General features: G+C 63.6%; 18 protein-coding genes and 2 pseudogenes. 3 read left to right on the top strand and 17 right to left on the bottom strand.

Annotated features, from left to right (window positions below):
• Nucleotides 1–96: 96 nt before the first annotated feature.
• The 14 genes and pseudogenes from trpE to QRN22_RS20330 form a co-directional block, all read right to left on the bottom strand.
• Complete coding sequence (gene trpE / locus QRN22_RS20395) at nt 97–1,575, bottom strand: anthranilate synthase component I (protein WP_042556606.1); 1,479 nt, start codon at nt 1,573–1,575, stop codon at nt 97–99.
• A gap of 64 nt (nt 1,576–1,639) precedes the next feature.
• Nucleotides 1,640–2,474 (bottom strand): annotated as a pseudogene (locus QRN22_RS20390) (phosphoglycolate phosphatase).
• A complete protein-coding gene (rpe, locus tag QRN22_RS20385; protein ID WP_042556604.1) occupies nt 2,471–3,145 on the bottom strand; it encodes a ribulose-phosphate 3-epimerase in 675 nt (224 codons plus the stop codon). Before rpe ends, QRN22_RS20390 begins: the two are co-directional and overlap by 4 nt.
• A 304-nt stretch (nt 3,146–3,449) precedes the next feature.
• Nucleotides 3,450–3,575 (bottom strand): annotated as a pseudogene (locus QRN22_RS20380) (aldehyde dehydrogenase family protein); the annotation flags it as partial.
• 245 nt (nt 3,576–3,820) lie between these two features.
• Nucleotides 3,821–5,272, bottom strand: coding sequence for an NADP-dependent succinate-semialdehyde dehydrogenase (gene gabD / locus QRN22_RS20375; RefSeq protein ID WP_042556603.1), 1,452 nt, complete (start codon nt 5,270–5,272; stop codon nt 3,821–3,823).
• A 43-nt stretch (nt 5,273–5,315) separates the two neighbouring features.
• The gene (locus QRN22_RS20370; RefSeq protein ID WP_042556602.1) at nt 5,316–6,704 is read right to left on the bottom strand and encodes a membrane protein; all 1,389 of its coding nucleotides are present in this window, start codon (nt 6,702–6,704) and stop codon (nt 5,316–5,318) included.
• A gap of 82 nt (nt 6,705–6,786) precedes the next feature.
• Nucleotides 6,787–7,935 (bottom strand): iron-containing alcohol dehydrogenase, encoded by a 1,149-nt coding sequence (locus QRN22_RS20365; protein WP_042556630.1) that lies wholly within the window; start codon nt 7,933–7,935, stop codon nt 6,787–6,789.
• 177 nt (nt 7,936–8,112) lie between these two features.
• On the bottom strand, nt 8,113–9,483 hold the full coding sequence (locus QRN22_RS20360; protein WP_042556601.1) for a sigma-54 interaction domain-containing protein: 1,371 nt from the start codon (nt 9,481–9,483) through the stop codon (nt 8,113–8,115).
• Between the two features lie 110 nt (nt 9,484–9,593).
• A complete protein-coding gene (locus tag QRN22_RS20355) occupies nt 9,594–10,418 on the bottom strand; it encodes an ABC transporter permease (protein WP_042556600.1) in 825 nt (274 codons plus the stop codon).
• A gap of 17 nt (nt 10,419–10,435) precedes the next feature.
• Nucleotides 10,436–11,683 (bottom strand): ABC transporter permease, encoded by a 1,248-nt coding sequence (locus QRN22_RS20350; protein ID WP_042556599.1) that lies wholly within the window; start codon nt 11,681–11,683, stop codon nt 10,436–10,438.
• 115 nt (nt 11,684–11,798) lie between these two features.
• A complete protein-coding gene (locus QRN22_RS20345; protein ID WP_042556598.1) occupies nt 11,799–12,833 on the bottom strand; it encodes an ABC transporter substrate-binding protein in 1,035 nt (344 codons plus the stop codon).
• A 44-nt stretch (nt 12,834–12,877) separates the two neighbouring features.
• Complete coding sequence (locus QRN22_RS20340) at nt 12,878–13,987, bottom strand: ABC transporter ATP-binding protein (protein WP_042556597.1); 1,110 nt, start codon at nt 13,985–13,987, stop codon at nt 12,878–12,880.
• A 218-nt stretch (nt 13,988–14,205) separates the two neighbouring features.
• A complete protein-coding gene (locus tag QRN22_RS20335) occupies nt 14,206–14,835 on the bottom strand; it encodes a response regulator (RefSeq protein WP_042556596.1) in 630 nt (209 codons plus the stop codon).
• Nucleotides 14,836–14,850: 15 nt separating this feature from the next.
• Nucleotides 14,851–17,253, bottom strand: coding sequence for a PAS domain-containing sensor histidine kinase (locus QRN22_RS20330; RefSeq protein ID WP_042556595.1), 2,403 nt, complete (start codon nt 17,251–17,253; stop codon nt 14,851–14,853).
• 126 nt (nt 17,254–17,379) lie between these two features.
• Here QRN22_RS20330 and QRN22_RS20325 point away from each other — a divergent pair, with 126 nt between their 5' ends.
• Nucleotides 17,380–18,372 carry an alpha/beta hydrolase family protein gene (locus tag QRN22_RS20325; RefSeq protein WP_231570243.1) on the top strand — a complete coding sequence of 331 codons (993 nt, stop codon included), beginning with the start codon at nt 17,380–17,382 and terminating at the stop codon, nt 18,370–18,372.
• Nucleotides 18,373–18,393: 21 nt separating this feature from the next.
• Here the strand turns inward: QRN22_RS20325 and QRN22_RS20320 are convergent, their stop codons facing one another.
• Genes QRN22_RS20320 through QRN22_RS20310 form a run of 3 tightly spaced genes read right to left on the bottom strand, consistent with a single transcriptional unit; the run spans nt 18,394 to nt 20,847 of the window.
• Nucleotides 18,394–19,152: a DnaJ domain-containing protein gene (locus QRN22_RS20320; RefSeq protein ID WP_042556594.1), complete on the bottom strand. Its 759-nt coding sequence runs from the start codon at nt 19,150–19,152 to the stop codon at nt 18,394–18,396.
• Between the two features lies 1 nt (nt 19,153).
• Nucleotides 19,154–19,825, bottom strand: coding sequence for an N-acetylmuramate alpha-1-phosphate uridylyltransferase MurU (gene murU / locus QRN22_RS20315; protein ID WP_042556593.1), 672 nt, complete (start codon nt 19,823–19,825; stop codon nt 19,154–19,156).
• Nucleotides 19,822–20,847 (bottom strand): aminoglycoside phosphotransferase family protein, encoded by a 1,026-nt coding sequence (locus QRN22_RS20310; RefSeq protein WP_042556592.1) that lies wholly within the window; start codon nt 20,845–20,847, stop codon nt 19,822–19,824. The genes murU and QRN22_RS20310 overlap by 4 nt, the downstream gene beginning before the upstream one ends.
• 124 nt (nt 20,848–20,971) lie before the next feature.
• Here QRN22_RS20310 and QRN22_RS20305 point away from each other — a divergent pair, with 124 nt between their 5' ends.
• Complete coding sequence (locus QRN22_RS20305; protein WP_042556591.1) at nt 20,972–23,755, top strand: LPS-assembly protein LptD; 2,784 nt, start codon at nt 20,972–20,974, stop codon at nt 23,753–23,755.
• A complete protein-coding gene (locus QRN22_RS20300) occupies nt 23,742–25,031 on the top strand; it encodes a peptidylprolyl isomerase (protein ID WP_042556590.1) in 1,290 nt (429 codons plus the stop codon). Before QRN22_RS20305 ends, QRN22_RS20300 begins: the two co-directional genes overlap by 14 nt.
• The last annotated feature ends 50 nt before the right edge of the window (nt 25,032–25,081 follow it).

Below are 25,081 nucleotides of genomic sequence, written 5' to 3'. Positions count from 1 at the left end.
CAGCTTGCTGGCGATCGCGGCGCTGATGCAAAAAGCCCCATCCGGGTGGATGGGGCTTTTGTGTGCAGCCTGGGGACTCTGGTGCCGTCAAGGCACTCAGGAGCCGCTTTGTTCGGCGAGGGCAACGGCCTTGAACATGGCGCGGCGCTTGTTGAGGGTTTCTTCCCACTCCAGGGCGGGGACCGAGTCGGCGACGATGCCGGCGCCAGCCTGGACGTGCAGTTCGCCGTCCTTGATCACTGCGGTGCGGATGGCGATGGCGGTGTCCATGTTGCCGTTCCAGGCGTAGTAACCGACCGCACCGCCATAGACGCCACGCTTGACCGGTTCGAGCTCGTCGATGATCTCCATTGCACGGATCTTCGGTGCGCCCGAGAGGGTACCGGCCGGCAGGATGGCGCGCAGGGCGTCCATGGAGGTAAGGCCTTTCTTCAGCTCGCCGGTGACGTTGGAAACGATGTGCATGACGTTGGAATAACGCTCGATGACCATCTTCTCGGTCAGCTTCACCGAGCCGATTTCCGAGACGCGGCCGGTGTCGTTACGGCCCAGGTCGATTAGCATCAGGTGCTCGGCGACTTCCTTGGCGTCGGAGAGCAGGTCCTGCTCCAGCGCCAGGTCGGCCTCTTCGGTGGCGCCGCGCGGACGGGTGCCGGCGATGGGGCGTACGGTGACCAGGTTGTCTTCCACGCGCACCAGCACTTCCGGCGACGAGCCGACGACGTGGAAGTCACCGAAGTTGAAGAAGTACATGTACGGCGTCGGATTGATGCAGCGCAGTGCCCGATACAGGTCGATGGGCGCGGCCTTGAACGGGATCGACATGCGCTGGGAGATCACCACCTGCATGCAGTCGCCAGCGAGGATGTAATCCTTGATGGCGTTGACCGAGCGTTCGTAGTCGTCGCGGCTGAAGCTGGAGCGGAAGGACGGCTCCTCACCCGACGCCTTGTTGAGGTCTACGCCGAGGCGCGGCGTGAAGGGCTGACGCAGCTTGTGCAGGATGGCCTGCAGCTGCTCCTGGCCACGGGCGAAGGCGTCGGGCTCGGCCGGGTCGACCAGCACGATGGCGTGCATCTTGCCGGCCAGGTTGTCGAACACCACCACGGCGTCGGAGACCATCAGCAGGATGTCCGGGGTGCCCAGGGTATCGGGGTTGACGCCCCCGGCCAGCTTCGGTTCCACATAGCGCACGCTGTCATAGGCGAAGTAGCCGACCAGGCCGCCGTTGAAGCGCGGCAGACCGGCAATGGTCGGTACGCTGTAACGAGCCTTGAAGGTCTCGACGAAGTCCAATGGGTCGGCACATTCGTGGCGTTCGACGTCGACGCCATCGGTGCTGATCACCACGCGGTGGTCGTGCACGCGCAGCACGGTACGCGCCGGCAGGCCGATGATCGAATAACGCCCCCATTTCTCGCCGCCCTGCACCGACTCGAGCAGGTAGGAGTTGGGCGCGTCGGCCAGTTTCAGGTAGATCGACAGTGGCGTGTCGAAGTCGGCGATGGTTTCGCAGGCAAGCGGAATGCGGTTGTAGCCTTCAGCGGCCAAACGCAGGAATTCTTCATGGATCATGATCAGCCTCGTGGCTTGGAAAATCGGTCAGTGCGAACGGGCCGCCTGTTGCGGCAGGTGAAAGTCAGGCGCGCCAGCGCCAACGGGCCAGGGCCTTGATGACTTTCATCCAGAGTTTGCAGGTGACCACCACGGGAGCATCTCGAAGAGGGGGAATAACGAGCGGCCAAGGTAGCGCAGCCGCTCGGTTCAGGCAACCAAATGCCGCAGGTGCGCCCTCAGAGAAGTTCGGCCAGGCTATCGACCACCAACTGCGGCTCTTCTTCGGCGATCGGTCGGCCATGGTTGTAACCGTAACTCACCGCCACACAAGGCACACCAGCGGCGCGAGCGGCAAGTACGTCGCTGCGCGAGTCGCCGATGAACAGCGATTGCGCGGCCGTCACTCCAGCCAGTCGCATCACCTGCAGCAACGCGGCCGGGTCGGGCTTCTGCTGGGGCAGGGTATCGCCGCCGATGATCCAGCGGAAATAACCACCCAGGCCAACCTGCTCGAGCAGCGGCGCGACGAAACGCTCCGGCTTGTTGGTGACCACGGCCAGCTCGACGGCGGCAGTGCTCAGGGCTTCGAGCAGTTCATGCACGCCGGGGTACAGGCTGATCAGATCGTGGCAGTCGGCATAGATATCGAGAAAGCGCGCCAACGCCGCATCGGTTTCGGCCTCGCCTATCGACGAATGATCCATGCCGCCGGCCAGGGCACGGCGTACCAGCACGCGCGCGCCGTTACCGACCCACTGGCGCACGCACTCGACGCCGACGGGCTCACGATCCAGCTCGACCAGCATGCGGTCGACGGCGGTGGCCAGGTCCGGCACCGAATCGACCAGGGTACCGTCCAGGTCGAACATCACCAGACGTGGCAGCTCACCAGCGCACAGCGCGCGCAGCGGTTTCATCCACGCACCTGGGCCAGCTCGGCACGCATGGCGTCGATCACGGCCTTGTAGTCCGGCTGATTGAAGATCGCCGAGCCGGCGACGAAGGTGTCGGCGCCCGCTTCGGCGATCTCGCGGATGTTCTTGGCGCTGACGCCACCGTCGATTTCCAGGCGGATATCACGGCCACTGGCGTCGATCAGGGCGCGGGCTTCACGCAACTTGTCGAGGGTGCCGGGGATGAATTTCTGGCCACCGAAACCTGGGTTGACGCTCATCAGCAGGATCATGTCGACCTTGTCCATCACGTACTTCAGTGACTCCAGCGAGGTCGCCGGATTGAACACCAGGCCGCACTTGGCGCCGCCATCCTTGATCAACTGCAGGGAGCGGTCGATGTGCAGGGTGGCTTCAGGGTGAAAGGTGATGTAGCTGGCACCGGCTTCGAGGAAGTCACCGATGATGCGATCCACCGGACTGACCATCAGGTGCACGTCGATGGGAGCGGTGACGCCGTACTTGCGCAGCGCCGTGCAGACCATCGGGCCGATGGTCAGGTTGGGCACGTAGTGGTTATCCATGACATCGAAATGGACGATGTCCGCCCCGGCGGCGAGTACGTTGTCCACTTCCTCACCCAGGCGAGCGAAGTCGGCGGAAAGGATCGACGGGGCGATGGCGAAGGGTTGCATGGCGCACCTCTGAGTGCTTGGTCACGGTGGCGCGCATTGTAACGACTGACAGGCCTTTGATCGACAGGCGCACGGCTTGGAGTCTGCACCGCTCGTAGCTTGGGTTGGGCGCAGCCCCCGGGTGGCGCTACGCTCGGACCGGGCTACATGCCGGAGCAGATGCCCACGCGCAAACGCGCTCACTGAAGATGGCGGCGGTAGTCGTAGGGTGGACGACGCTTCACCCGTCCACCGTGCATGCCGCTACGCGTGCAAACCTCAAGCACGCTGATCGGCTTTTCTACCAACGCCTCGAAAGAGCCGCTCAGATACCCAGGCAGAGGTACTTGATCTCCAGATACTCGTCGAGGCCGTACCTGGAGCCCTCGCGGCCCAGGCCGGAGGCTTTCATGCCGCCGAACGGCGCCACTTCGTTGGAGATCAGCGTCGTAGGGTGGACGACGCTTCACCCGTCCACCAGGCAGCAACCACGAAGGTGGATGAAAAGAGCGTCATCCACCCTACATGCTGCCATTTCGGTGCTACGACTATCGTTTCGCCGGCAAGCCAGCTCCATCGAAGTGCGATCCGCGTCGTAGGGTGGACGACGTTTCACCCGTCCACCGTGCATGCTGCTACGCGTGCAAACCTCAAGCACGCTGATCGGCTTTTCTACCAACGCCTCGAAAGAGCCGCTCAGATACCCAGGCAGAGGTACTTGATCTCCAGATACTCGTCGAGGCCGTACTTGGAGCCCTCGCGGCCCAGGCCGGAGGCTTTCATGCCGCCGAACGGCGCCACTTCGTTGGAGATCAGCCCGGTATTGATACCGACCATACCGTACTCAAGCGCCTCGGCCACCCGGAAGGTACGGCCCAGATCGCGGGTGTAGAAGTAGCAGGCCAGGCCGAACTCGGTGTCGTTGGCCTGGCGTACCACCTCGGCTTCGTCGCTGAAGCGGAATAACGGTGCGAGCGGGCCGAAGGTTTCCTCGCGGGCGACACGCATCTCGGTGGTTACGTCTGCCAGCACGGTCGGCTCGAAAAAGTTGCCTCCCAGCGCCTTGCCGCCCTGCACGACCCTGGCGCCCTTCTCCAGCGCATCGGCCAGATGCGCCTGCACCTTGGCCACGGCGTTGCCGTCGATCAGCGGGCCGGTGGTCACGCCCGCCTCGGCGCCGTGTCCGACCTTGAGCTCGGCAACCGCTGCCGCGAGCTTCTCGGCAAAGGCGTCATACACCGCATCGTGGACGTACAGGCGGTTGGCGCAGACGCAGGTCTGCCCGGCGTTGCGGTACTTGGCGACCATGGCGCCCTCTACCGCGGCATCCAGATCGGCATCGGCGAAGACGATGAAGGGTGCATTGCCACCCAGCTCAAGGGACAGTTTCTTGAGCGTCGGCGCGCACTGCTCCATGAGCTTGATGCCGACACCGGTGGAGCCGGTGAACGACAGCTTGCGCACGATGGGATCGGCGCACAGTTCGGCGCCCACTTCACGGGAGCGCTCGGCGTCTGCCGGCAATACGCTGAACAGCCCGGCTGGAATGCCGGCACGCTCGGCCAGTACGGCCAGAGCCAGAGCGCTGAAAGGCGTTTGCGGCGCAGGCTTGAGCACCATGGCGCAGCCAGCCGCCAGGGCCGGGCCAGCCTTGCGGGTGATCATCGCCGCGGGGAAATTCCAGGGCGTGATCGCAGCGGTCACGCCGACCGGCTCCTTGGTCACCAGCAGGCGCTTATCGGCCTGATGACCGGGAATGGTATCGCCATAGACGCGCTTGGCTTCCTCGGCGAACCACTCGATGAACGAGGCGGCATACAGCACTTCGCCGCGCGCTTCGCTCAGTGGCTTGCCCTGCTCGGCCGTCATGATCTGCGCCAGGTCTTCCTGATTGGCGAGCATCAACTCGTACCAGTTGCGCAGGCGCGCAGCGCGCTCCTTGGCGGTCAGCGCGCGCCAGGCCGGCTGGGCATCACGGGCAGCCTCGATGGCCGCGCGGGTCTGGGCGGCGCCCAGGTTCGGCACGCGGCCCAGGGATTCACCATTGGCCGGATTGAAGATTTCCGTGGTGGCGCCGTCGCTGGCGTCGCGCCACTGACCATTGATATAGGCCTGATGACGCAGCAGATCGGGATCGTTGAGTTTCATGATCTCTCCAGTGGCCGGGAGCCGTCGGTTCCCGGATTGATAGTTAGTCTTTGCCGACCGGTTCGGCGGGCGGCAGGTCCTTGCTGAAGGTCTGGTCGTTCTCGCCGCGGAAGAAGCGGGTGCCATAGATCAGCAGGCACAGGCCGAGACCGATGGCGAACGCCCAGCCGGCGCCCTTGATCGCCAGCACCGCGCCGATCACCCCGGCAATGCCCAGATCGCGCTGGCTGCGCGCTTCCATGATGCCGAGGCGTACGCTCACGTAGCCCTGAATGAGCAGGGTCAGCGCCAGGGCAACGCCGAGAATCGGCTGCACCAGAGTCACCACCGGCAATAGCAGCAAGCCGGTATTGGTGCCCCAGCGGAACGAACCGACACCGCCGTAGATGGATTTCATCGCCTTGGCGCCGCCTTTGAAGCGCTCGGTGATCACCACCTGCATGGCTGCCCACTGTGGGCCGCACATCGCCACATCGGGGCCGAGGATGCTCATCAGCGCATTACGCCCGCCAAACAGCAGGTGCGAGCGATTGGGATCGAAGTCGATCTTCTCGTCGCGGCGCACCTTGCCGCCCTCGTCGAGGATCGCCTGGTTGCTCAGTACGTCGCCGAACACCACCAGATAGGCGGCCAGCACGGTGGGGATGGCGGTGACGAACATCATCAGCGGCGGCATACCGAGGCCGAACACGGTGTATTCGTTCCACAGGGTGATGAAGTCGGGCTTGCTGATGCCCCACTCGATGCTCGGCCAGGGTGCTTCGCCGAAGATCGGCGCGACGATCACCGCCAGCAGGATGATCGGGAAGATGCCCAGCTTGGCGAAGTTCCACCAGAAGCGGTTGCGCTTCTTCAGCTCCTGGAAGTGCATGGAGAACACCAGGTAGAAGGCCACGCCGATGGCGATGGAGATCGTCCAGGGGAAGGCGTCGAAGCGGCCGCCCTCCTTGAACACGGTGACCACCGCACTGAGCCCGGCGCCCATGATGATTCCGGCCTTGAGCGCCGAGGGCACCAGCGACACCACCCTGCGTGCCATCCCGGTCATGCCCAGGCCGATGGAGAATATCCCCAGCATCAACTGGAAGGCGATCAGCGCGTGCACCCGCTCGGCGCCCTCCGGGAACTGGCTGCAATAGGCCATGAGCATGGGAATGGCCGGCGTGATCCAGCCCGGTACTACCGGGTCGCCAAGCAGGTGGTGGATCAGGTACAGCAGGCCGTTGAGCATGACCACCGCCAGCGCCACCTCGAAGGGCATGCCGAGGAATTCGGTCATCAGCGGGATCGCCGCCAGATCCACCGCGCACATCAGCAGACCCTGCATGTAGTCGGAGATTTCGAAGCGGTAATGGATGAAAGGCAGACGCAGCTTGAATGGCCCAAGGGGCGTGTAGGGCGCCTCCGGGCCTTGTTGGTGCAGTTCGGACATTTGGATTACCAATGTTATTAGTATGGACGTAAACCAGTACGCCCCGGCAGAACCGGGGCGCGTCATCAGCTGTTGCAGGTGCTCAATAGGCGGCGCGGTAGATCTGCTCGATGTCGCCGGCCGTCAGGCGACGCGGGTTGTTGCGCATCAGGCGGTCGATCTTGCTGGCCTCCTCGGCCATGGCCGGGATGGCCTCCTCCGGCACGCCGAAGCTGCGCATGCCCTTGGGGATATCGACGCTGGCGCACAGCTCGGCCATGGCCTCGACGGCCAGGTCGGCAGCGGCCTTGTCGCTCAGGCCAAAGGTCTGCACGCCCATGGCAGTGGCGATCTCGGCCATGCGCTCGACGCAGGCCAGCTTGTTCCAGGCCATCACGTAGGGCAGCAGCAGTGCGTTGCTGACCCCGTGGGCGATATTGAAACGCCCGCCCAACGGATAAGCCAGGGCATGCACCGCGCCCACGCCGGCGTTGCCGAATGCCATGCCGGCCATCAGGCTGGCGGTGGCCATGTCTTCACGGGCGACGAGGTCGGCCGGGTTGGCGTAGGCCTTGGGCAGCGCCTTGCTGATCAGCTTGATGGCGCCAATGGCCAGCGCATCGGTGATCGGCGAGGCATTCACCGACAGGTACGACTCCACGGCATGCACCAGGGCATCGACGCCGCTGGCCGCCGTCACGCTGCGCGGGCAGGTAAGGGTCATCAGCGGGCTGACGAGGGCGACGTCGGGCAACAGGTAATCGCTGACGATGCCTTTTTTCAGTTGCGCCTGCTTGTCGGAAAGAATGGACACGTTGGTCACTTCCGAACCGGTACCGGCCGTGGTCGGAATGGCGATCAGTGGCGGGCCTTTACGCTTGACCTGATCGACACCGAACAGCTCCTCCAACGCGCCGTCATGGCCGACGTAACCGGCCACCGCCTTGGCGATATCGATGGCGCTGCCGCCACCGACGCCGATCAGAGCATCATGACCGCCCGTTCGGTACACCTTGGTGCAGGCCTCGACGATGGCGATCTCCGGCTCCGGCTCGACGCCATCGAAGATGCCATAGGCGCGCTCGCCCAGTTGCTTGAGAACGTGCTCGACGGTGCCCGACTTGATCAGGATGGCATCGGTGACGATCAGCGGGTTCTGTATGTTCAGACGGGGCAGTTCGTTCGCCAGTTGCTCGACGGCGCCTTGGCCGGTCAGCAGCTTATTGGCGATCTTGAATGCGGCAATACTCATCATCAGGCCCTTTTATGTGGTGTTCAGCTTTGCGGGTTCGGGCCTGTCATAGCGATTCCTGTGCCAGCCTGACGAAACCCTTGCCGTAGACGGCTTGCGTCGATTTGCCACAGGCTATTGGGGTGCTGCAGCGATCAGCAAATGGATCAGAAAGACCTCGCCTGATCCATTTTCCGATCAGCCTTGCTCCCAGCGTTTCATCTTCTGCACCAGAGTGGCCTGGCTCAAGCCGAGCACGCGGGCGGCTTCGCGGGTGGTCTTGTGCTGCACCAGGGCGTTGCGGATCAGCCGTCGCTCGAGCTGTTCGACCTGCTTGCGCAACGGCAGCAGGCTGTCGTCACTGGCGTCCCGCTCACTGTTGCGCATCTCTTCGGGCAGGTCGAAGAGCTCGACGACCGCCCCGCTGCAGGTAACCACCAGGCGCTCGACCAGATTGATCAGTTCGCGGATGTTGCCCGGCCAGGAATAGTCGGTCAGCGCGTCCAGAGCCTCCAGCCCCCACTCGAGCTGGCGCCCGTAGCGCTGATTGAATTCGGTCAGGTAGAAGTCGAGCAGCGGCTGGATTTCCTCACGCCGCTCACGCAGTGCCGGAATGTGGATCGGTACCACGTTGAGCCGGTAATAGAGATCGGCACGAAATCGCCCGTCGCCGACCATGGCGCGCAGATCATGGTGGGTAGCGGTGATGATGCGAACGTCCACTTCCTTGAGTTCCAGACCGCCGACCGGGATGAAACGACTTTCCTCGATGACCTTGAGCAACTTCACCTGCAGGGCCAGCGGCAGGTCGCCGATCTCGTCGAGAAACACCGTGCCGTGGTGCGCCAGCTCCAGCAGGCCGCGCTTGCCCTTGCTGCCGGCGCCGGTGAAAGCGCCGGGCACGTAGCCGAACAGCTCCGCTTCGATCAGGTTTTCCGGCAAGGCACCGCAGTTAAGCGCCAGGAACGGCTGCGCGGCCCGTGGGCTGCTCTTGTGGATGTACTGGGCGATCAGCGTCTTGCCGACCCCGGTCTCGCCTTGCAGCAGGACCTTCACGTCACTGGCAGCGACCTGGCGGGCCTGAGCGAATACCCGCCCGGATGCCGGGTGGTCGGCCACCGGTGAAGCGTCGAGCAGATCGTCGCGCTGGCCGGCATGCAGGCGCGCGGTGCTGTTGCGCAGTTGCTTGAGCTGCTGCAATTCGTCGCGCTCGTGCTTCATGCGCAGCAATTCGGTCATGTCGCGCACGGTGCTGACCACGTAGCGAACCTGGCCTTCGGCGGTGAAGATCGGCGTGCCACTGACCAGCAGGCGCTTGCCCTGGCTGACGCTCTGCATCAGCGACAGCGCCCTGCCCTCCTTGAGCACCCGCAGCGACACCGACTGGGAAATCACCCCCTGCTCGACCAGCGCCTGCATGTGCTGGCCGACCACATCCTCGCTGCGCAGCCCGGTGAGCCGCTCGTAGGCGCTGTTGACCTTGAGGGTGATGCCATCGGCATCGGTGATGTACACGCCGTCGTGCAGCGCATCGAGCAGCTCGCGAAAACTGGGATCGTCGAAATCCATGGGGCTTTCCGGGAAACGCGGGAGAGCGCAGCAGTTTACTCCGCCCGATCCCCAGGCATAAAAAAACCGCCGCAACCGAGGGGTGTGCGGCGGTTACGAAACGTAGAGACTTATTCGACCTGGGTACGCAGCTTCTCGCTACGCCCGCGCAGCCACTCGAGGGTCAGCAACAGCAGCACCGAGAAGCCGATCAGCAGGGTCGCGGCAGCGGCGATGGTCGGGCTGAGGTTCTCGCGGATACCGCTGAACATCTGCCGCGGCAGGGTGACCTGCTCCGGGCCGGCGAGGAACAGGGTCACCACCACCTCATCGAAGGAGGTGGCGAAGGCGAACAGCGCGCCACTGATCACGCCTGGAGCGATCAGCGGCAGGGTCACCCGGCGGAACGCGGTGATCGGTGAGGCGCCAAGGCTGGCCGCGGCACGCACCAGGTTGTAGTTGAAGCCCTGCAGCGTGGCGGACACGGTGATGATCACGAAGGGCACGCCCAATACCGCGTGCACCACGATCAGCGACAGGTAGCCGTTGGCCAGCCCCAGCGGCGCGAAGAACAGGTAGCTGGCGACGCCAACGATCACCACGGGCACCACCATCGGCGAAATCAGCAGGCTCATCACCAGCGCCTTGCCGCGGAACTCCGAGCGGGTCAGGCCGATGGCGGCCAGGGTACCCAGCACCATGGCCAGCACGGTCGCCGCCGGGGCGATGATCATGCTGTTCTTCAGCGCGCGCATCCAGCCAGCCGAGCCGAAGAAATCCTCGTACCAGCGCATCGAGAACCCCTGCATCGGGTAGATCAGGAAGGTGCCGGAGTTGAACGACAGCGGCACGATCACCAGGATCGGCAGCACCAGGAACAGCAGTACCAGGCCGCAGAGCAGGCGCAGGCCGTAGTACCAGGCGCGCTCCACGGGAGACATGTAAGGGCTCAGCATTTTCTATTCTCCGCTCATTAACCCAGACGCAGGCGACCAGCACCCACCAGCCAGCTGTACACCACGTAGAGCAGCAGCGTGGCGACCAGCAGCAAGCCGCCCAGCGCGGTGGCCATGCCCCAGTTGATGGTGGTGTTGGTGTAGAAGGCGACGAAGTAGCTGACCATCTGGTCGCTCGGACTGCCGAGCAGCGCCGGGGTGATGTAGTAGCCGATGGACAGGATGAACACCAGCAGACAGCCCGCACCGACGCCGGCCAGGGTCTGCGGGAAATACACCCGCCAGAAGCTGGCGAACGGATGACAGCCAAGGGAGATCGCCGCACGCATGTAGCTCGGCGATATGCCCTTCATCACGCTGTAGATCGGCAGGATCATGAACGGCAGCATGATGTGCACCATGGAGATGTACACGCCCGCCCGGTTGAACACCAGCTCCAGCGGTTGGTCGATCAATCCCAGCTTGATCAGCGCCGAGTTGATCAGCCCGCCCGACTGCAACAGCACGATCCAGGCCGCGACGCGTACCAGAATCGAGGTCCAGAACGGCAGCAGCACCATGATCATCAGCAGGTTGCCCTGACGGGTCGGCAGGTTGGCCAGCAGGTAAGCCAGCGGATAGGCCAACGCCAGGCAGATGGCGGTGATCACCGCGCCCATCCAGAAGGTGCGGGCGAAAATGTCGAGGTAGATGGCCTGATCCGGCGTGGTCTTGACCACGGCGCCGGTGTCATCGACGCGATGGTCGAGCGAAGCCAGCAGGTAGTACGAGGTCCAGGAGCTGGTGTTGCGACGGATCACCTGCCAATAGGCGGGATCGCCCCAGCGCTCATCGAAAGACTCGAGCGCGTCCTTGTAGGATGCCGGTTCGGCCTCGAAGGGTAGCGAGCGCGCGGTCTTGGCCAGCAGGCTGCGGTAGCCGGCCAGCTCCATGTTCAGGCGCTTGGACAGGTCACCGATGCTCTGCTTCTCGCGCGCCTCGGCCAGATCCAGCGCCAGTGCCTGATAGACCGGCTCGGCGGGCAAGCCACGACCATCCCAGGTTTCGATGGCGGCCACGGTTCTCGGCATCGAACCGATCACGTCCGGGTTATCCACACTGCGGTTGAGCAGCGCCACGATCGGCACCAGAAAGGTGAAGACGAGAAACAGCACCAGCGGCAGGATCAACGCCTGCGACTTGAGGCGATTCATCCGCTCGGCGCGCGCCAGACGCTGCTTGAGCGAGGGGCCGGCGACCTCGGCATGGGGCACTGCTAGGGCCATGGGGCTAACTCCGGTGAAACAGATAAGGAATTCGGGGGTGAAGCCGGAGCGCCTGCATGCAGGCGCTCCTTGCAACGGGTGAAAGCAGCTGCGCTTTCACCTTTCGAGCGAGCCGTTACTTGGCAGCCCAGGAGTTGAAACGCTGCTCCAGGACTTCGCCGAAGTCGGCCCAGAAGGTCACGTCCATGGCCACCTGATTGGCGATGTTCTGCGGTGCGGTCGGCAGGTCGGCGGCGACCTTGGCGTCCAGCAGATCGACCGCTTTCGGGTTGACCGGCCCGTAGGCGATGTTTTCCGAATAGGTCTTCTGGTTTTCAGCCTGCAGGGTGTAGGCGATGAACTTCAGGGCTTGGTCCTTGTTCTTCGCGCCTTTCGGGATGGCCCAGGCATCGAAGTCGTAGATGCCACCGTCCCACACCACTTTCAGGCTGCTGCCTTCCTTCTGGGTGGCGGCGATACGGCCGTTGTAGGCCGAGCTCATGACCACGTCACCGGAAGCGAGATACTGCGGCGGCTGAGCGCCGGCTTCCCACCACTGGATGTAAGGCTTGAGCTCGTCCAGTTTCTTGAACGCGCGCTCCTGGCCGTCCTTGCTCGCCAGCACCTTGTAGACGTCCTTCGGCGCAACGCCGTCGGCCATCAAAGCGAACTCCAGGGTGTACTTGGCGCCCTTGCGCAGGCCACGCTTGCCCGGGAATTTCTTCACGTCCCAGAAATCGGCCCAGCTGGTCGGTGCGGTGGTCAGCTTGTCGGCGTTGTAGGCCATGACGGTCGACCAGACGAAGAAGCCGACGCCACAGAAGGAAGCGGCGCCCGGTACCAGAGCGTTCTTGTCACCGACCACCGAGTAGTCGATCTCTTCGAACAGGTCTTCGTCGCAACCACGGGCCAGTTCGGGCGATTCCACCTCGACCAGGTCCCACGACACGCTGTTGGTGTCGACCATGGCTTTGACCTTGGCCATTTCACCGTTGTACTCGCCCGCGATGATCTTGCCGTTACCCGCCGCTTCCCACGGCTGGTAGTAGGCCTTGACCTGAGCATCCTTGTTGGCGCCACCGAAGTTGATGACGGTGAGATCCGCGGCGTGAACCTGTGCAGCGCAGACCAGCCCCAGTGTCAGCGCGGAAAGGGAGAATAGCTTCGACATTTTTATGTTGGCTCCGAGTGCTGTGGTAAAGCGGAAAACGCCGATCATTCCGCCGACTGCGGATCAAGGGCGCGAACGTGCTCGACCTGCCAGCCGAGCGGGATCACGTCACCGACGGCGAGCGCAGGATCGAGCTCGGCAATCGGCTGTTTGACGAAGAAATCGGTCTTGCCGCACACCTCCAGACGCACCCGAACATGGTCGCCAAGGTAGATGAATTCGGACACACGACCGGAAAAACGGTTATCGCAGGTCTGCGCGGCGGCATTCAGGCGAACGCGCTCCGGGCGGATCGACAGGCTCACAGCATCGCCAGGCTGGCCGACATTGACGGCCAGGGCCTGGACTTTCTCGCCGCGGCTCAACTGCACGGTGCAGTTGTCACCATTGCGCTCCACCAACTGGCCGGCAAAGCGGTTGTTCTCACCGATGAACTGGGCCACGAAGGTGTTGCAAGGTGCCTCGTAGAGTTCACGCGGCGGGGCGATCTGCTGGATTTCGCCCTGATGGAACACCGCGACGCGGTCGGACATGGTCAGCGCTTCGCTCTGGTCGTGGGTCACGTAGACCACGGTCACGCCCAGGCGCTGGTGGATGTGCTTGATCTCCATCTGCATGTGTTCACGCAACTGCTTGTCCAGCGCACCGAGGGGTTCGTCCATCAGCACCAGTTGCGGCTCGAACACCAGCGCACGGGCCAGAGCCACACGTTGCTGCTGCCCACCGGAAAGCTGTGCCGGATAGCGGCCTGAGAAGGCGTCGAGCTGTACCATCGACAGCGCACGTTTGACCCGCTCGCCGACGTCGGCCTTGCTCATGCCGCGCACGCTCAAGGGGAATGCCAGGTTTTCGGCGACGGTCATGTGCGGGAACAGTGCATAGTTCTGGAACACCATGCCGATGTCGCGCTTGTGCGGCGGCACGTTGTTCAGGCGCTTGCCGGCCAGGGTGATCTCGCCGGCCGTGGGCGTTTCGAAACCGGCCAGCATCATCAGGCTGGTGGTCTTGCCGGAGCCGGATGGCCCGAGCAGGGTCAGGAACTCGCCTTTGCGAATGTCCAGATTGAGATCTTTGACGATCAGGTTCTCGCCGTCGTAGCTTTTTTGCACGCCACGAAAGCTGACCAGGATGTCGCTCGAAGAAGTGTCGCCCATCACCGCACCTGCCTGTTGTTCTACCGTGGTTCAAGACTAGGACCGGCGTTAGAACCTGCAAATCGGGCGTACTGACACTTTGATATAAGGGAGTCGGAAAGGCGCTTGTAGGGCGAGCCCTACAGCCGTGTCGCAAATGGATACGTCCTCGGAGCGCACCCACGATTCGATCGACGATGGCCCGAGGCGAGCGCGTCGCGAATAGACAAGTCGGGCTGTCAGACCAGCTTGTGCTCGACCGCGTAACGCACCAGGTCGGCGACCGAATTGAGGTTGAGCTTCTGCATCAGACGCGCCTTGTGGGTACTGATGGTCTTGCTGCTGAGCGCCAGATGAGCGGCGATCTCGTTGACGCCCTCCCCCTGCACCAGACGCTCGAACACCGAGAACTCCCGCTCGGAAAGCCGCGCGTGGGGTGGCCGCGAATCGGTCAGGCCGACTTCGAAGACCATGCGATCGGCAAGATCGGGGTCAATGTAGCGCCCACCACCGGCGACCTTGCGGATCGCGGTGAGCAGCAGGGCCGGGTCGCTGTCCTTGGTGGCATAACCGGCAGCACCGATCTTCAGCGCGCGGGCGGCCATCTGCGCCTCGTCATGCATCGACAGCACCAGAATCGCCGGAGGCTGGGCCAGGGCGCGAATGCGCGGAATCGCCTCCAGGCCGTTGACACCAGGCATGGAGATGTCCAGCAACACCACTTCGCAGGGTGTGTTGCGCAAGGTTTCCAGCAACTGTTCGCCGTTGCTCGCCTCACCGACCACCTGCAGATCACGCGCCATGCCGATCAGTTGCTTGATGCCCTCGCGGACGATGGTGTGGTCTTCGGCTACCAGTACTCGGATCACGCGTTTAGCCCCTGTTCAGTCGGTGGACACACACTCGCTCAGCGGTACCCTTACACGTAACAGGGTACCCTCGCCGGGGCGGCTGTCGAGGGTCAATTGTCCGCCGAGCATCAGCACCCGCTCGCGCATGCCCACCAGACCGAAGGAGTCGGCACGTACCGCAGCGGGCTGAAAACCGCGGCCATCGTCGCTGATCGACAGGCGCAGGCTGTCACCGAGCAGTTCCAGGCGCACGCTCACCGTGTGCGCCTCGGCGTGGCGCATGACGTTGGTCAGCGATTCCTGAAGGATGCGAAACAGCCCGGTCGCCTTGGCATCGCTCAGTGGCGGTACGTTTTCGGGCACCTCGACCAGGCAGGGAATCTGCGTGCGCGCTTCGAAGCGCCGCGCCTGCCATTCGATGGCCGAGGCGATACCGGCGTCCAGAATCGGTGGGCGCAGCGCCGTTGCCACGTCGCGCACCAGTTGAAACAACTGGGCGATCAGCTTCTTCATGTTGTCCAGTCGGTCACGCAGGCCCGGGTCGAGCTCGGCGAACCCCAGCTCGCACATCGAGGTTTCCAGCTTGAGTACGGTGAGCACCTGGCCCAGCTCGTCATGCACCTCCCGGGCGATGCGCGCCTTCTCCTCCTCGCGCACGCTCTCGAGGTGCGCCGACAGATCGCGCAGACGCATCTGCGATTCGGCCAGCGCCAGCTCGTTGCGTTTGTTCTCGCTGATGTCCCAGACCACGCCGTCCCAGATCAGCCGACCGTCGGCCATGCGCCTGGCCATGGCCTTGATGTCCACCCAGCGCGACTCGCCGGAATGGGTGAGCATGCGCCCCTGCCAATGCCAATCGCTGTCACTGTCGAAGGCGCGATCCTGAACGCGGTGGTAATTGGCCTTGTCGTCCGGGTGCACCAGGCTGCGCAGACCGTGATCGGGCGCCAGCAGTGTCGATGCCCGATAGCCGACCAGGCTTTCGCTGCCCTCGCCGATGAAGGCGAACAACGCTGGGTCCCCGGGCCGGGCCCGCTCCAGACGAAACACCACGCCAGGCACGTTGGAAGCGATGCCCTGCAGCCGCGCCTCGCTCTCCTGCAGCGCGGCCAGGGCACGGCGGCGCTCGGTGACATCGGTGATGAACACCACCAGATACTCGGTATCGCGGTATTGCAGAAAACTCAGCGATACATCCACCGGCAAGCGACTGCCATCGGCCCGCAGGCATTCGGTCTCGAAGCTCGGCGGCCGCTCGTCACCACTGCGCGCCAGCCGCCACAGGTTGAGCCAGCGGTCCATGTTCAGGCTCGGCTCGAAATCGCTCAACGGCCGATCCACCACAGCGCCGCTGCGACAGCCGAGCATCGCCTCCGCCGCGCGGTTGGCGTAGCGCACGTGGCTGTCCCAATTGACCCAGAGAATGCCCACCGTGCTGTTGTCGATGGAAAACTGCGACAGCCGCAGTGCATCGCGGGCGACTTCACGCAGCTCGATCTCGTGACGCGCGGCGAGCAGACGAAACTCCAGGGTGTCGCGCTGGCGACGCATCAACAACGCCAGCAGCAGGGCGAAGATCAACAGCAGACCGAGCAGCAGGCTGATTCCGCGCCAGAAGCTCGACGAGCTTTCCTGCTGCAGATAGCTCGGCGGCAGCCAGCGGTTGTGCAGATCATCCAGCTCGCGAGCGGAGACGCTGCGCAGCGCGACATCGACGATGGCCGACAGCTCCGGCCAGTCACGCCGGGTGGCGACACGCAGCAGTTGCGGAAAACCGATATCGCCGACTATCGCCAGGCCGAGAAATTCCGGCTCACGGGACAGACGCCCCAGTTGCGCTTCATCGAGCACCGCGTAGCTGGCCTGCTGATTGATTACCCGTTGCAGGGCCTGACGCGGCGAACTGGCGGTATCCAGCCTGAGTTTCGGGTAACTGCTGCGCAGGTAGTCGAGGACGGCATCCGATACCTTCAAGGCAATCGGCGAACGACCGTCGAGCTGCTCGAGGTCCACCGAACCGTTGCTGTCGCGCTCGCCGACCAACAAATGCGACACCCGCAGGAAAGGGTCGGAAAACACCCAGCGACGCAGCCCGGCAGGCGTCTGGCCGAGGCCACTGGCGAGGTCGATCTGATCAGTGTGCAGCGCCTCTTCCAGTTCCTCCTGAGTCTGGAAGGTCCGCCAGCGCAATTGCACGCCCATCAAGGCAGCCAGGGTGTGCATCATCTCGACGTTGGCACCGGTCAGGCGGTGCAAGCGCCGGTCGAGTTGCGCATAGGGCGCCTGCAAGACGACCCCGGCACGCAGTACGGGATGATCGGCCAGCCATTGCTGCTGCGCTGCATCGAAGATCGGCGCGGGGGCAGACGGCGACTCGTCCGCCCACGACAGGGTTGGCAGGCTCAGCAGCAGGAAAAACAGCCAGCGGTGGATCATGCTCGGGCACCGAAACGCGAGGAGATAGCAGGCAGGCGCCCGCCGTGAAAGGCCGCATTAAGCTACATCTGGATCTGACAAATCCACGACAAGTGATTAGGCTCTAGGGTCTATTGACGTTTCAGCATGACCTCGGGCCCTTCGATGATGCGCTTTCGCCACTCGCCACGCTACATGCTGTGCCTGATGCTGCTGACAGGCACCATGGCCGCGCATGGCGAGCAGAGCCCGCCAGCCGACACTGGCGAACAAGCCGAAACCAAGCCCGAGCAACGCGCGCCGCTGGCCGAGCGCAGTGAGCTCGAAGCCCTGGCCCTCGAACGTCAGTTGGCGGCCGATGAGCAACAGCGCCTCGACGCCGCCGGCACGCAGTTCCTCGCCCTATGGCTGCCAGCCAACGACCCGGCCCCCAAGGGTGCGGTGATTCTGCTGCCGGGCGACGAGGAGAGTGCCGATGCACCGAGGGTAATCGGCCCGCTGCGCCAGAAATTGCCGGATGCCGGCTGGCACAGCCTGAGCCTGAGCCTGCCGGATCCCCAGGGCGCCAACCTTCCGATACGCGTCGTCGAATCCGCCCCGGCGGCTGGGGAGGTGCCCGCGGAGAAACCTGCCGAGCCCGCCACGCCCGAACCCGCGCCAACATCGGCACCAGCCACCGAGCCGACCCAGAACGCAGAAGCCGCGCGCGCCGCGCATGTCGAGCGGGTGTTCGCCCGGATCGACGCAGGCATCGCCTTTGCCGGGCAACAACAGGCCAAGACACTGGTGCTGATGGGCCACGGCAGTGGCGCCTACTGGGCGGCCCGCTATATCGCCGAGCGCAAACCAGCCAACGTGGCGCATCTGCTGCTGGTGGATCTTCGTCAGCCAGAAGGCTTCGAATCGCCAATCAACGACCTGCTGGCGCAACTCAAGGCCAGTGTCGGTGACTTCTATTATCGCGACAGCACTACCGCTCGACAGGCCGCGCTGCTGCGCAAACAGCTCAGTCAGCGGCAGAAGCAACCGACCTTCGTGCAGGTCGGCCTGGACGCCTTGCCCGGCAACGCCGACGTGGCCGAGGAGCAACTGTTCCGACGCTTGCGCGGCTGGCTCGACAAGCAGGCAGGCGGCAAGTAGACGCACTGCCGCTAGTCCCCCTCAGCGAAAACCCCGGCGCTGGCGAATCAGCGCATAGGCGTTGTGCAGCTCGCGGGTCTTCTCGGTGGCTTCACGGACCTTTTCGGGCACCGCACCACTGCCAGCCATCTTGTCCGGATGATGACGACTGAGCAGGCGCCGGTAGGCTTTCTTGATCTGCTGGGTGTCACTCTCGGCATTCACGCCCAGCAGCCGCAGTGCCTGCTGGTAACTGTCAGGAGCGGCAGTGGGTGGTCCACGGCGCGGTGAGTAGGCGGCACTCAGCGCCTCCTGAGCATCGGCGGAAACGCCCAGCCATTTGCCCCAGAGCAGGATCAGCTCACGTTCCGCCTGCCCCACTCGGCCATCTGCCCAGGCCATGCGCCAGCAGGCGCGCAACAGCGCATCCGCGTCGGCGCGACGGCGCTGCAGGGGCCCGCGCAGATTGTCCTGCCCCGTCTTGCCACGAGAAAAGGCGTCGATGGCGCTGGCCTTGGCTGCCTCGCCAACGGCCAGGCGCTGCATCTCGGCACGAGCCTGGCGGATATGCGCCTGCTGCACCACGCCATCGCTTTTCGCCAGGCGGCCGAGCATGACGAACAGCAAGTGCTCGTCGCCCACCGCCGAGGCGCTGCGCAGTCGCTCTCCCAGCGCCTTCCAGCCACGCAGCCCCAGGCGCCGGTCGAGCACCTGCCCCAGCAGCCCGCCAAGCAGCAGCCCCGGGATGCTCGCCAGCGCGTAGCCCGCCACGGCACCAACCAGCGTCAGCGGCCAGTACATATCAGCGCTCGCCCGTCAGCAGGCGTTCGACCTCGGCCAGCCGCTCGTGGGTACCGACATCGACCCAGCACCCGGAGAAACGCTCACCACTGACCTGCCCGGCCGCCATGGCATCGCGCAGCAAGGGCGCGAGCTTGAAGGCTCCCGGCTGGCTGCCGGCGAACAGCGCCGCGCTCAACACGGCAATACCGCTGTAGGTGAAGCTGTCGTGGCCCGCCACGCCATCTTCGACCTGGCCGTCGTGCAGCAGGAAGTCGCCGTTCGGGTGATGTGGCGGATTGTCCACCAGCACCAGATGCGCCTGCCCGCCCAGCGGGCGGCGCAGGTTGGCGAAATCGTAATCGGTGAAGATATCGCCGTTGACCACCACGAATGGCTCATCGCCCAGCAAAGGCAGGGCCTTGAAGATGCCACCGCCGGTTTCCAGAGGCTCGCCCTCGGGCGAGTAGCGGATGCTCACGCCATACCGTGCGCCGTCACCGAGATAATCCTCGATCTGCTGACCGAGCCAGGCGTGATTGACCACCAGCTCGGTAAAACCGGCGCGCGCCAGAGCCTGCACGTGGTACTCGATCAGCGGTACACCGGCGGCCTTGACCAGGGGCTTGGGCGTATGCAACGTCAGCGGCCGCAGCCGCTCGCCCTTGCCGGCGGCGAGAATCATCGCCTTCATCGGGCAGCCTCCGCGGCGCGCTTGAGCTGGGCAATCAGCTCGCCAAGCTCTGCCAGTTCCGGCCGCCTGCCGAGTACCGCATCTATATAGGCGAAGAAACGCGGCACGTCAGCCAGGTAGCGGGGCTTGCCGTCCCGGTGGCAGATGCGCGCGAAAATACCGATCACCTTGAGGTGGCGCTGCACACCCATCAGGTCGCTGGCCCGCAGGAAGTCCTGCACATCGCCCTGCACCGGTATGCCTGCGGCCCGAGCCTGCTGCCAGTAATCCTCGAGCCAGGCCTGCACGCGCGCCTCCGGCCAACTGAGGAAGGCATCCTTGAACAGGCTGGTGACATCGTAGGTGACGGGGCCATAGACGGCGTCCTGAAAGTCCAGCACACCGGGGTTCGGCTCGCTGATCATCAGATTACGCGGCATGTAGTCGCGGTGCACCAGCACCTTGGGCTGGGCCAGGGCGCTGTCGATCAATTGCGTGCAAATGCGCTCCCAGGCAGCCTGCTGCGCGGCATCGAAGGTGATGCCCAGCTCCCTGGCGACATACCAATCCGGAAACAATTGCAGTTCGCGGCGCAGCAGGGCGACGTCATAGTGCGGCAATGGCGTATCCATGGGCAGGCGCTGATAGGCGAGCAAGGCGTCAATGGCGGGCGCGAACAGGCTGTCGGCATTGTCGCTATCGATCACATCCAGGTAAGTCTGGCGGCCCAGGTCGCTGAGCAGCAGGAAGCCCTGTTCGAGATCCGCGGCATGGATATGCGGCACGTTGAGATCCGCGCGCGCCAGCAAAGCGGCCACTTCGACGAACGGTCGGCAATTTTCCTGGGGAGGCGGTGCATCCATCACGATCAGGCTGCGCCCTGCTGCCTCCCAGCGGAAATATCGACGAAAGCTGGCATCGCTGCTGGCCGGTAGCAACGGGGCTTGTGGCACCTCTCCCCACTGCTTGGAAACGAATAGCTGCTGCAGCTGCGGCTCGAGCCACTGTTGCAGGCGTTGCAGACGTACATCTTGATCAGGCATTACAAGGGTCTCCGACGGCGCTAGCCGTTGCGCGGGTCATGCTTTATTATCCAGCATCTTTTTCAGCCCATCGAGAGGCGTGCGGCCCCTGGGCCAAAAGCGCACAGGAAGCCCGGAAAACAAGATGGCAGTAAAATACCCCGCTTTTCGTAAGAAATTCCCGCTTCTGGTAACGGGCGGCCTGCTGGCCCTGCAACCCTTCGCCAGCCCATTCGCCACTGCTGCCGAACAGTTCGATTGCCAGGCTTCGCCTGCTGGCGGTTGGGCCTGTGCGCCGAAAACCAGCACGGCCAATCTGCCGACTCGGCCGACGCACAGCACCAATGCGGTAAGTGCTGGCACGACGACGGCGGCCACTGCCAAGCCTGGGACCAAGGCCGCACCAACGCAAGTCACCGAAAGTGGTGGCCGGGCGCTGGCATCGCGCAGTGCCGATTACAGCCACCTGGACTGGGTACCGCGCGAGCAGCTGACCAGCGCGCAGCTGGCCGAGATCGGCCCATCCTGCTCCGGCTCCTACATCGAGCCGAGCCGGCCGGGCATGAACGACACCACGCCGATGAGCGAAGCGCCGATGTTCGTTTCGGCTCGCGCCTCCCGCTATCAGCAGGAAGAGCAGGTCGCCACCCTCGCCGGTGATGTGGTCGTGCGCCAGGCAGGCATGCAGGTCGAGGCTGACGAAGCCAACCTGCACCAGGCGGAAAACCGCGGTGAACTGGTCGGCAATGTGCGTCTGCGCGACAAGGGCGCCCTGGTCGTCGGTGATCGTGCCGAGCTGCAACTGGACAACGGTGAAGCACGGATCGACAACGCCGAGTACGTGATGCACGCCGCTCATGTACGCGGCAGCGCGGCCTACGCCAAGCGCGAAGAAACCGCGATCATCCGCCTCAAGGATGGTACTTACACCAGTTGCGAACCTGGCAGCAACGCCTGGCACCTGACGGGTAACAACATCACCCTGAACCCGGCAACCGGTTTCGGTACCGCGACCAACGTCACCCTGCGGGTCAAGGATTTTCCGGTGTTCTACACACCGTACATCTACTTCCCGATCGATGACCGTCGCCAGTCCGGCTTCCTGCCTCCGAGCTTCGGCAGTTCCAGTAGCAATGGCCTGACCCTGCAGACACCGTACTACTTCAACCTGGCGCCGAACTTCGACGCCACCCTGTACCCGACTTACATGGCCGATCGTGGCCTGCTGCTCGAAGGCGAGTTCCGTTACCTGACCCGCAACAGCGAAGGTCAGGTCGGTGCAGGCTATCTGGACGACAGCAATGACGACCGCAAGCTGCAGTCGGGTTACAAGGATCAGCGCTGGATGTACAGCTGGCAGCACAGGCAAGGTTTGAATGACCGCCTGCTGGCCGAGGTCGACTACACCGATATCAGCGACCCTTACTACTTCCAGGATCTGAACACGGATCTGGGCATCGAAACGTCCACCTACGTGAACCAGCGTGGCACGCTGACCTGGCGTGGTGACAGCTACACAGCACGCCTGAATGCTCACGCCTACGAGCTGGCCACCATCACCGATGTGACCCCGTACGATCGCTTGCCTCAGATCACCCTGGACGGCAAGCTGCCATTCGAGCCGGGTGGCCTGAACTTCACCTACGGGACCGAGCTGGTACGCTTCGATCGCGATCTGCGTAGCGGCAACTACATCGACCAAAATGGGAACTCCGAAGGCCCCTGGAATGACGTAAATATCCAAGGTCTAGCACGCTCCAACGGCACCCGTATGCACGTAGAGCCAGCAGTCAGCCTGCCTCTGGACTGGAGCTGGGGCTTCATCAAGCCTCAGATCAAGTACCTCCAGACCAACTATGACCTGGATATCGATCAGCGCGGCAAGGACACGCTCCTGGCCGATGAGCAGTACAGCAGCAGCCAGAATCGTGGCGTTGGCATGTTCAGCGTCGACAGCGGCCTGTATTTCGACCGCCAGACCTCACTGTTCGGTCGCGAAGCTCGCCAGACCCTCGAGCCGCGCCTGTTCTATCTCTATGTGCCTGAGGAAGACCAGACCGATATTCCTGTATTCGACACTGGCGAGAGCAGTTTCAACTACGCATCGCTGTGGCGCGAAAACCGTTTCAGCGGCAAGGATCGCATCGGCGACGAAAACAAGATCTCCCTCGGCGTAACCAGCCGCTGGATCGAATCTAACGGTTTCGAGCGTCAGCGCTTCAGCATCGGCCAGGCCTTCTACTTCGAAGACCGCCAGGTGCAGATGCCGGGCATCGATTACCGCACCCGTGATGAGGCGCAGTCTTCGGTCTCCCCTTACGCGCTGGAATACATGTATCGCTACAACCAGGACTGGCGCTTCACCTCGGACTTCAACTGGGATCCGGATGCGCATCGCACTCGTTCGGGTAGCGCCATGTTCCACTACCAGCCAGCGGATAACCCACGCAAGATCGTCAACGTCGGGTATCGCTATCGCAATGACACCCTCAACTATGACCAGAGCACCGGTCGTTGGGGCTTCGGCAGTGACTATGGCACTGAAACTCTTGCGGATGGCTCGGCAAACCCGAACTTCATCAAGGACTACTACAAGATCAGCCAGCATGACTTCTCAGTCATCTGGCCTCTCGGTCCGCAGTGGAGCGTCATTTCCCGCTGGCAGTACGACTACGGTCGCAACCGTACCCTGGAAGCCTTCGGTGGCTTCGAGTACGACAGCTGCTGCTGGAAGCTGCGCGTCATCAACCGCTACTGGATCGACTACGACGAGGTCAGCCTCAACCCCTCGCGCAACGACGAGCCGGATAACGGCATCTTCCTGCAAATCGTCCTCAAAGGCCTGGGCGGCGTGACGGGTAGCAACGTTGAGACATTCCTCGACCAAGGCATTCAAGGTTATCGTAAACGTGAAGATGAAGCTTTCTGAGTGCGTGCGCCCGCTGCTGTTGGGCGCGCTGTTTCTGGGTACCGCGGCACACGCCGATGTACAGCCCCTCAACCGCGTGGTGGCGATCGTCGATAACGACGTGATCATGCAGACCCAGCTCGACGCCCGTGTCCGCGAGGTTCAACAGACCATCGCCAAACGCGGCACCGAGGTGCCACCGGCCAATGTGCTGACCCAGCAGGTGCTGGATCGCCTGATCATCGAGAACATTCAGTTGCAGATGGGCGAGCGCTCCGGCATTCGCATCAGCGACGAAGAACTCAACCAGGCCATCACCACCATTGCCCAGCGCAACGGCATGAGCGTCGAGCAGTTCCGTGCTGCACTGGCCCAGGACGGCCTGTCGTTCAACGAAGCCCGTGATCAGGTCTCCCGCGAGATGGTCATCAGCCGCGTGCGTCAGCGTCGAGTGGCCGAACGCATCCAGGTGACCGATCAGGAAGTGAAGAACTTCCTGGCCTCCGATCTGGGCAAGATGCAGCTTTCGGAAGAGTTCCGCCTGGCCAACATCGTCATCCCGGTGCAGGAAGATGCCTCCTCCGATGCCCTACAGACCGCCGAACGGCGTGCTCAGGACATCTACCAGCAAGCACGTCAGGGCGCCGACTTCGGCCAGTTGGCCATCGCCAACTCGGCCAGTGAAACGGCGCTGGACGGCGGCGAGATGGGCTGGCGTAAAGCCGCTCAACTGCCACCGCCGTTCGACAGCATGCTGGGCGCCATGAGCGTCGGTGACGTGAGCGAACCGATCCGTACGCCAGGCGGCTTCATCCTGCTCAAGGTACTGGAGAAGCGTGGTGGCGAAGCAGCGACCGTCCGTGACGAAGTGAACGTACGCCATATCCTGATCAAGCCCAGCGAAATTCGCAGCGAGGCCGAAGCCCAGGTTCTGGCGGAGCGCCTCTACCAGCGCATCCAGTCCGGCGAAGACTTCGCCGAACTGGCGAAAAGCTTTTCCGAAGACCCGGGCTCGGCCCTCAATGGCGGTAGCCTGAACTGGATCGACCCCAACGCGCTGGTCCCCGAGTTCCGCGAAGTGATGAACAATACCGCCAGCGGTGAAGTTTCCAAGCCCTTCAAGAGCCAGTTCGGCTGGCACGTGCTGCAGGTCATGGGCCGTCGCGCCACTGACAGTAGCGAGCAGATGCGCGAACAGCAGGCGCTGAACCTGCTGCGCAACCGCAAGTACGAGGAAGAGCTGCAGACCTGGCTGCGCCAGATCCGCGACGAAGCCTATGTGGAGATCAAGCTGTAAATACGCGTTGATGCTGCACCGAAGAGCCCGGCCCAGCGCCGGGCTTTTTC

The organism is Pseudomonas sp. MEJ086 (genome assembly GCF_030209025.1).
In the GTDB taxonomy this organism is placed as follows: domain Bacteria; phylum Pseudomonadota; class Gammaproteobacteria; order Pseudomonadales; family Pseudomonadaceae; genus Aquipseudomonas; species Aquipseudomonas fulva_A.
The sequence above is the reverse complement of the archived record's forward strand: the minus strand, read 5'-3'. Positions and strand labels throughout refer to the sequence as shown.

Excerpts from the sequence above, each read along its gene's own strand:
- trpE (WP_042556606.1), bottom strand. The coding sequence starts at position 1,575 with ATGATCCATGAAGAATTCCTGCGTTTGGCCGCTGAAGGCTACAACCGC.
- rpe (WP_042556604.1), bottom strand. The coding sequence starts at position 3,145 with ATGCAACCCTTCGCCATCGCCCCGTCGATCCTTTCCGCCGACTTCGCT.
- gabD (WP_042556603.1), bottom strand. The coding sequence starts at position 5,272 with ATGAAACTCAACGATCCCGATCTGCTGCGTCATCAGGCCTATATCAAT.
- QRN22_RS20370 (WP_042556602.1), bottom strand. The coding sequence starts at position 6,704 with ATGTCCGAACTGCACCAACAAGGCCCGGAGGCGCCCTACACGCCCCTT.
- QRN22_RS20365 (WP_042556630.1), bottom strand. The coding sequence starts at position 7,935 with ATGAGTATTGCCGCATTCAAGATCGCCAATAAGCTGCTGACCGGCCAA.
- QRN22_RS20360 (WP_042556601.1), bottom strand. The coding sequence starts at position 9,483 with ATGGATTTCGACGATCCCAGTTTTCGCGAGCTGCTCGATGCGCTGCAC.
- QRN22_RS20355 (WP_042556600.1), bottom strand. The coding sequence starts at position 10,418 with ATGCTGAGCCCTTACATGTCTCCCGTGGAGCGCGCCTGGTACTACGGC.
- QRN22_RS20350 (WP_042556599.1), bottom strand. The coding sequence starts at position 11,683 with ATGGCCCTAGCAGTGCCCCATGCCGAGGTCGCCGGCCCCTCGCTCAAG.
- QRN22_RS20345 (WP_042556598.1), bottom strand. The coding sequence starts at position 12,833 with ATGTCGAAGCTATTCTCCCTTTCCGCGCTGACACTGGGGCTGGTCTGC.
- QRN22_RS20340 (WP_042556597.1), bottom strand. The coding sequence starts at position 13,987 with ATGGGCGACACTTCTTCGAGCGACATCCTGGTCAGCTTTCGTGGCGTG.
- QRN22_RS20330 (WP_042556595.1), bottom strand. The coding sequence starts at position 17,253 with ATGATCCACCGCTGGCTGTTTTTCCTGCTGCTGAGCCTGCCAACCCTG.
- QRN22_RS20325 (WP_231570243.1), top strand. The coding sequence starts at position 17,380 with ATGACCTCGGGCCCTTCGATGATGCGCTTTCGCCACTCGCCACGCTAC.
- QRN22_RS20320 (WP_042556594.1), bottom strand. The coding sequence starts at position 19,152 with ATGTACTGGCCGCTGACGCTGGTTGGTGCCGTGGCGGGCTACGCGCTG.
- murU (WP_042556593.1), bottom strand. The coding sequence starts at position 19,825 with ATGAAGGCGATGATTCTCGCCGCCGGCAAGGGCGAGCGGCTGCGGCCG.
- QRN22_RS20310 (WP_042556592.1), bottom strand. The coding sequence starts at position 20,847 with ATGCCTGATCAAGATGTACGTCTGCAACGCCTGCAACAGTGGCTCGAG.
- QRN22_RS20305 (WP_042556591.1), top strand. The coding sequence starts at position 20,972 with ATGGCAGTAAAATACCCCGCTTTTCGTAAGAAATTCCCGCTTCTGGTA.
- QRN22_RS20300 (WP_042556590.1), top strand. The coding sequence starts at position 23,742 with ATGAAGCTTTCTGAGTGCGTGCGCCCGCTGCTGTTGGGCGCGCTGTTT.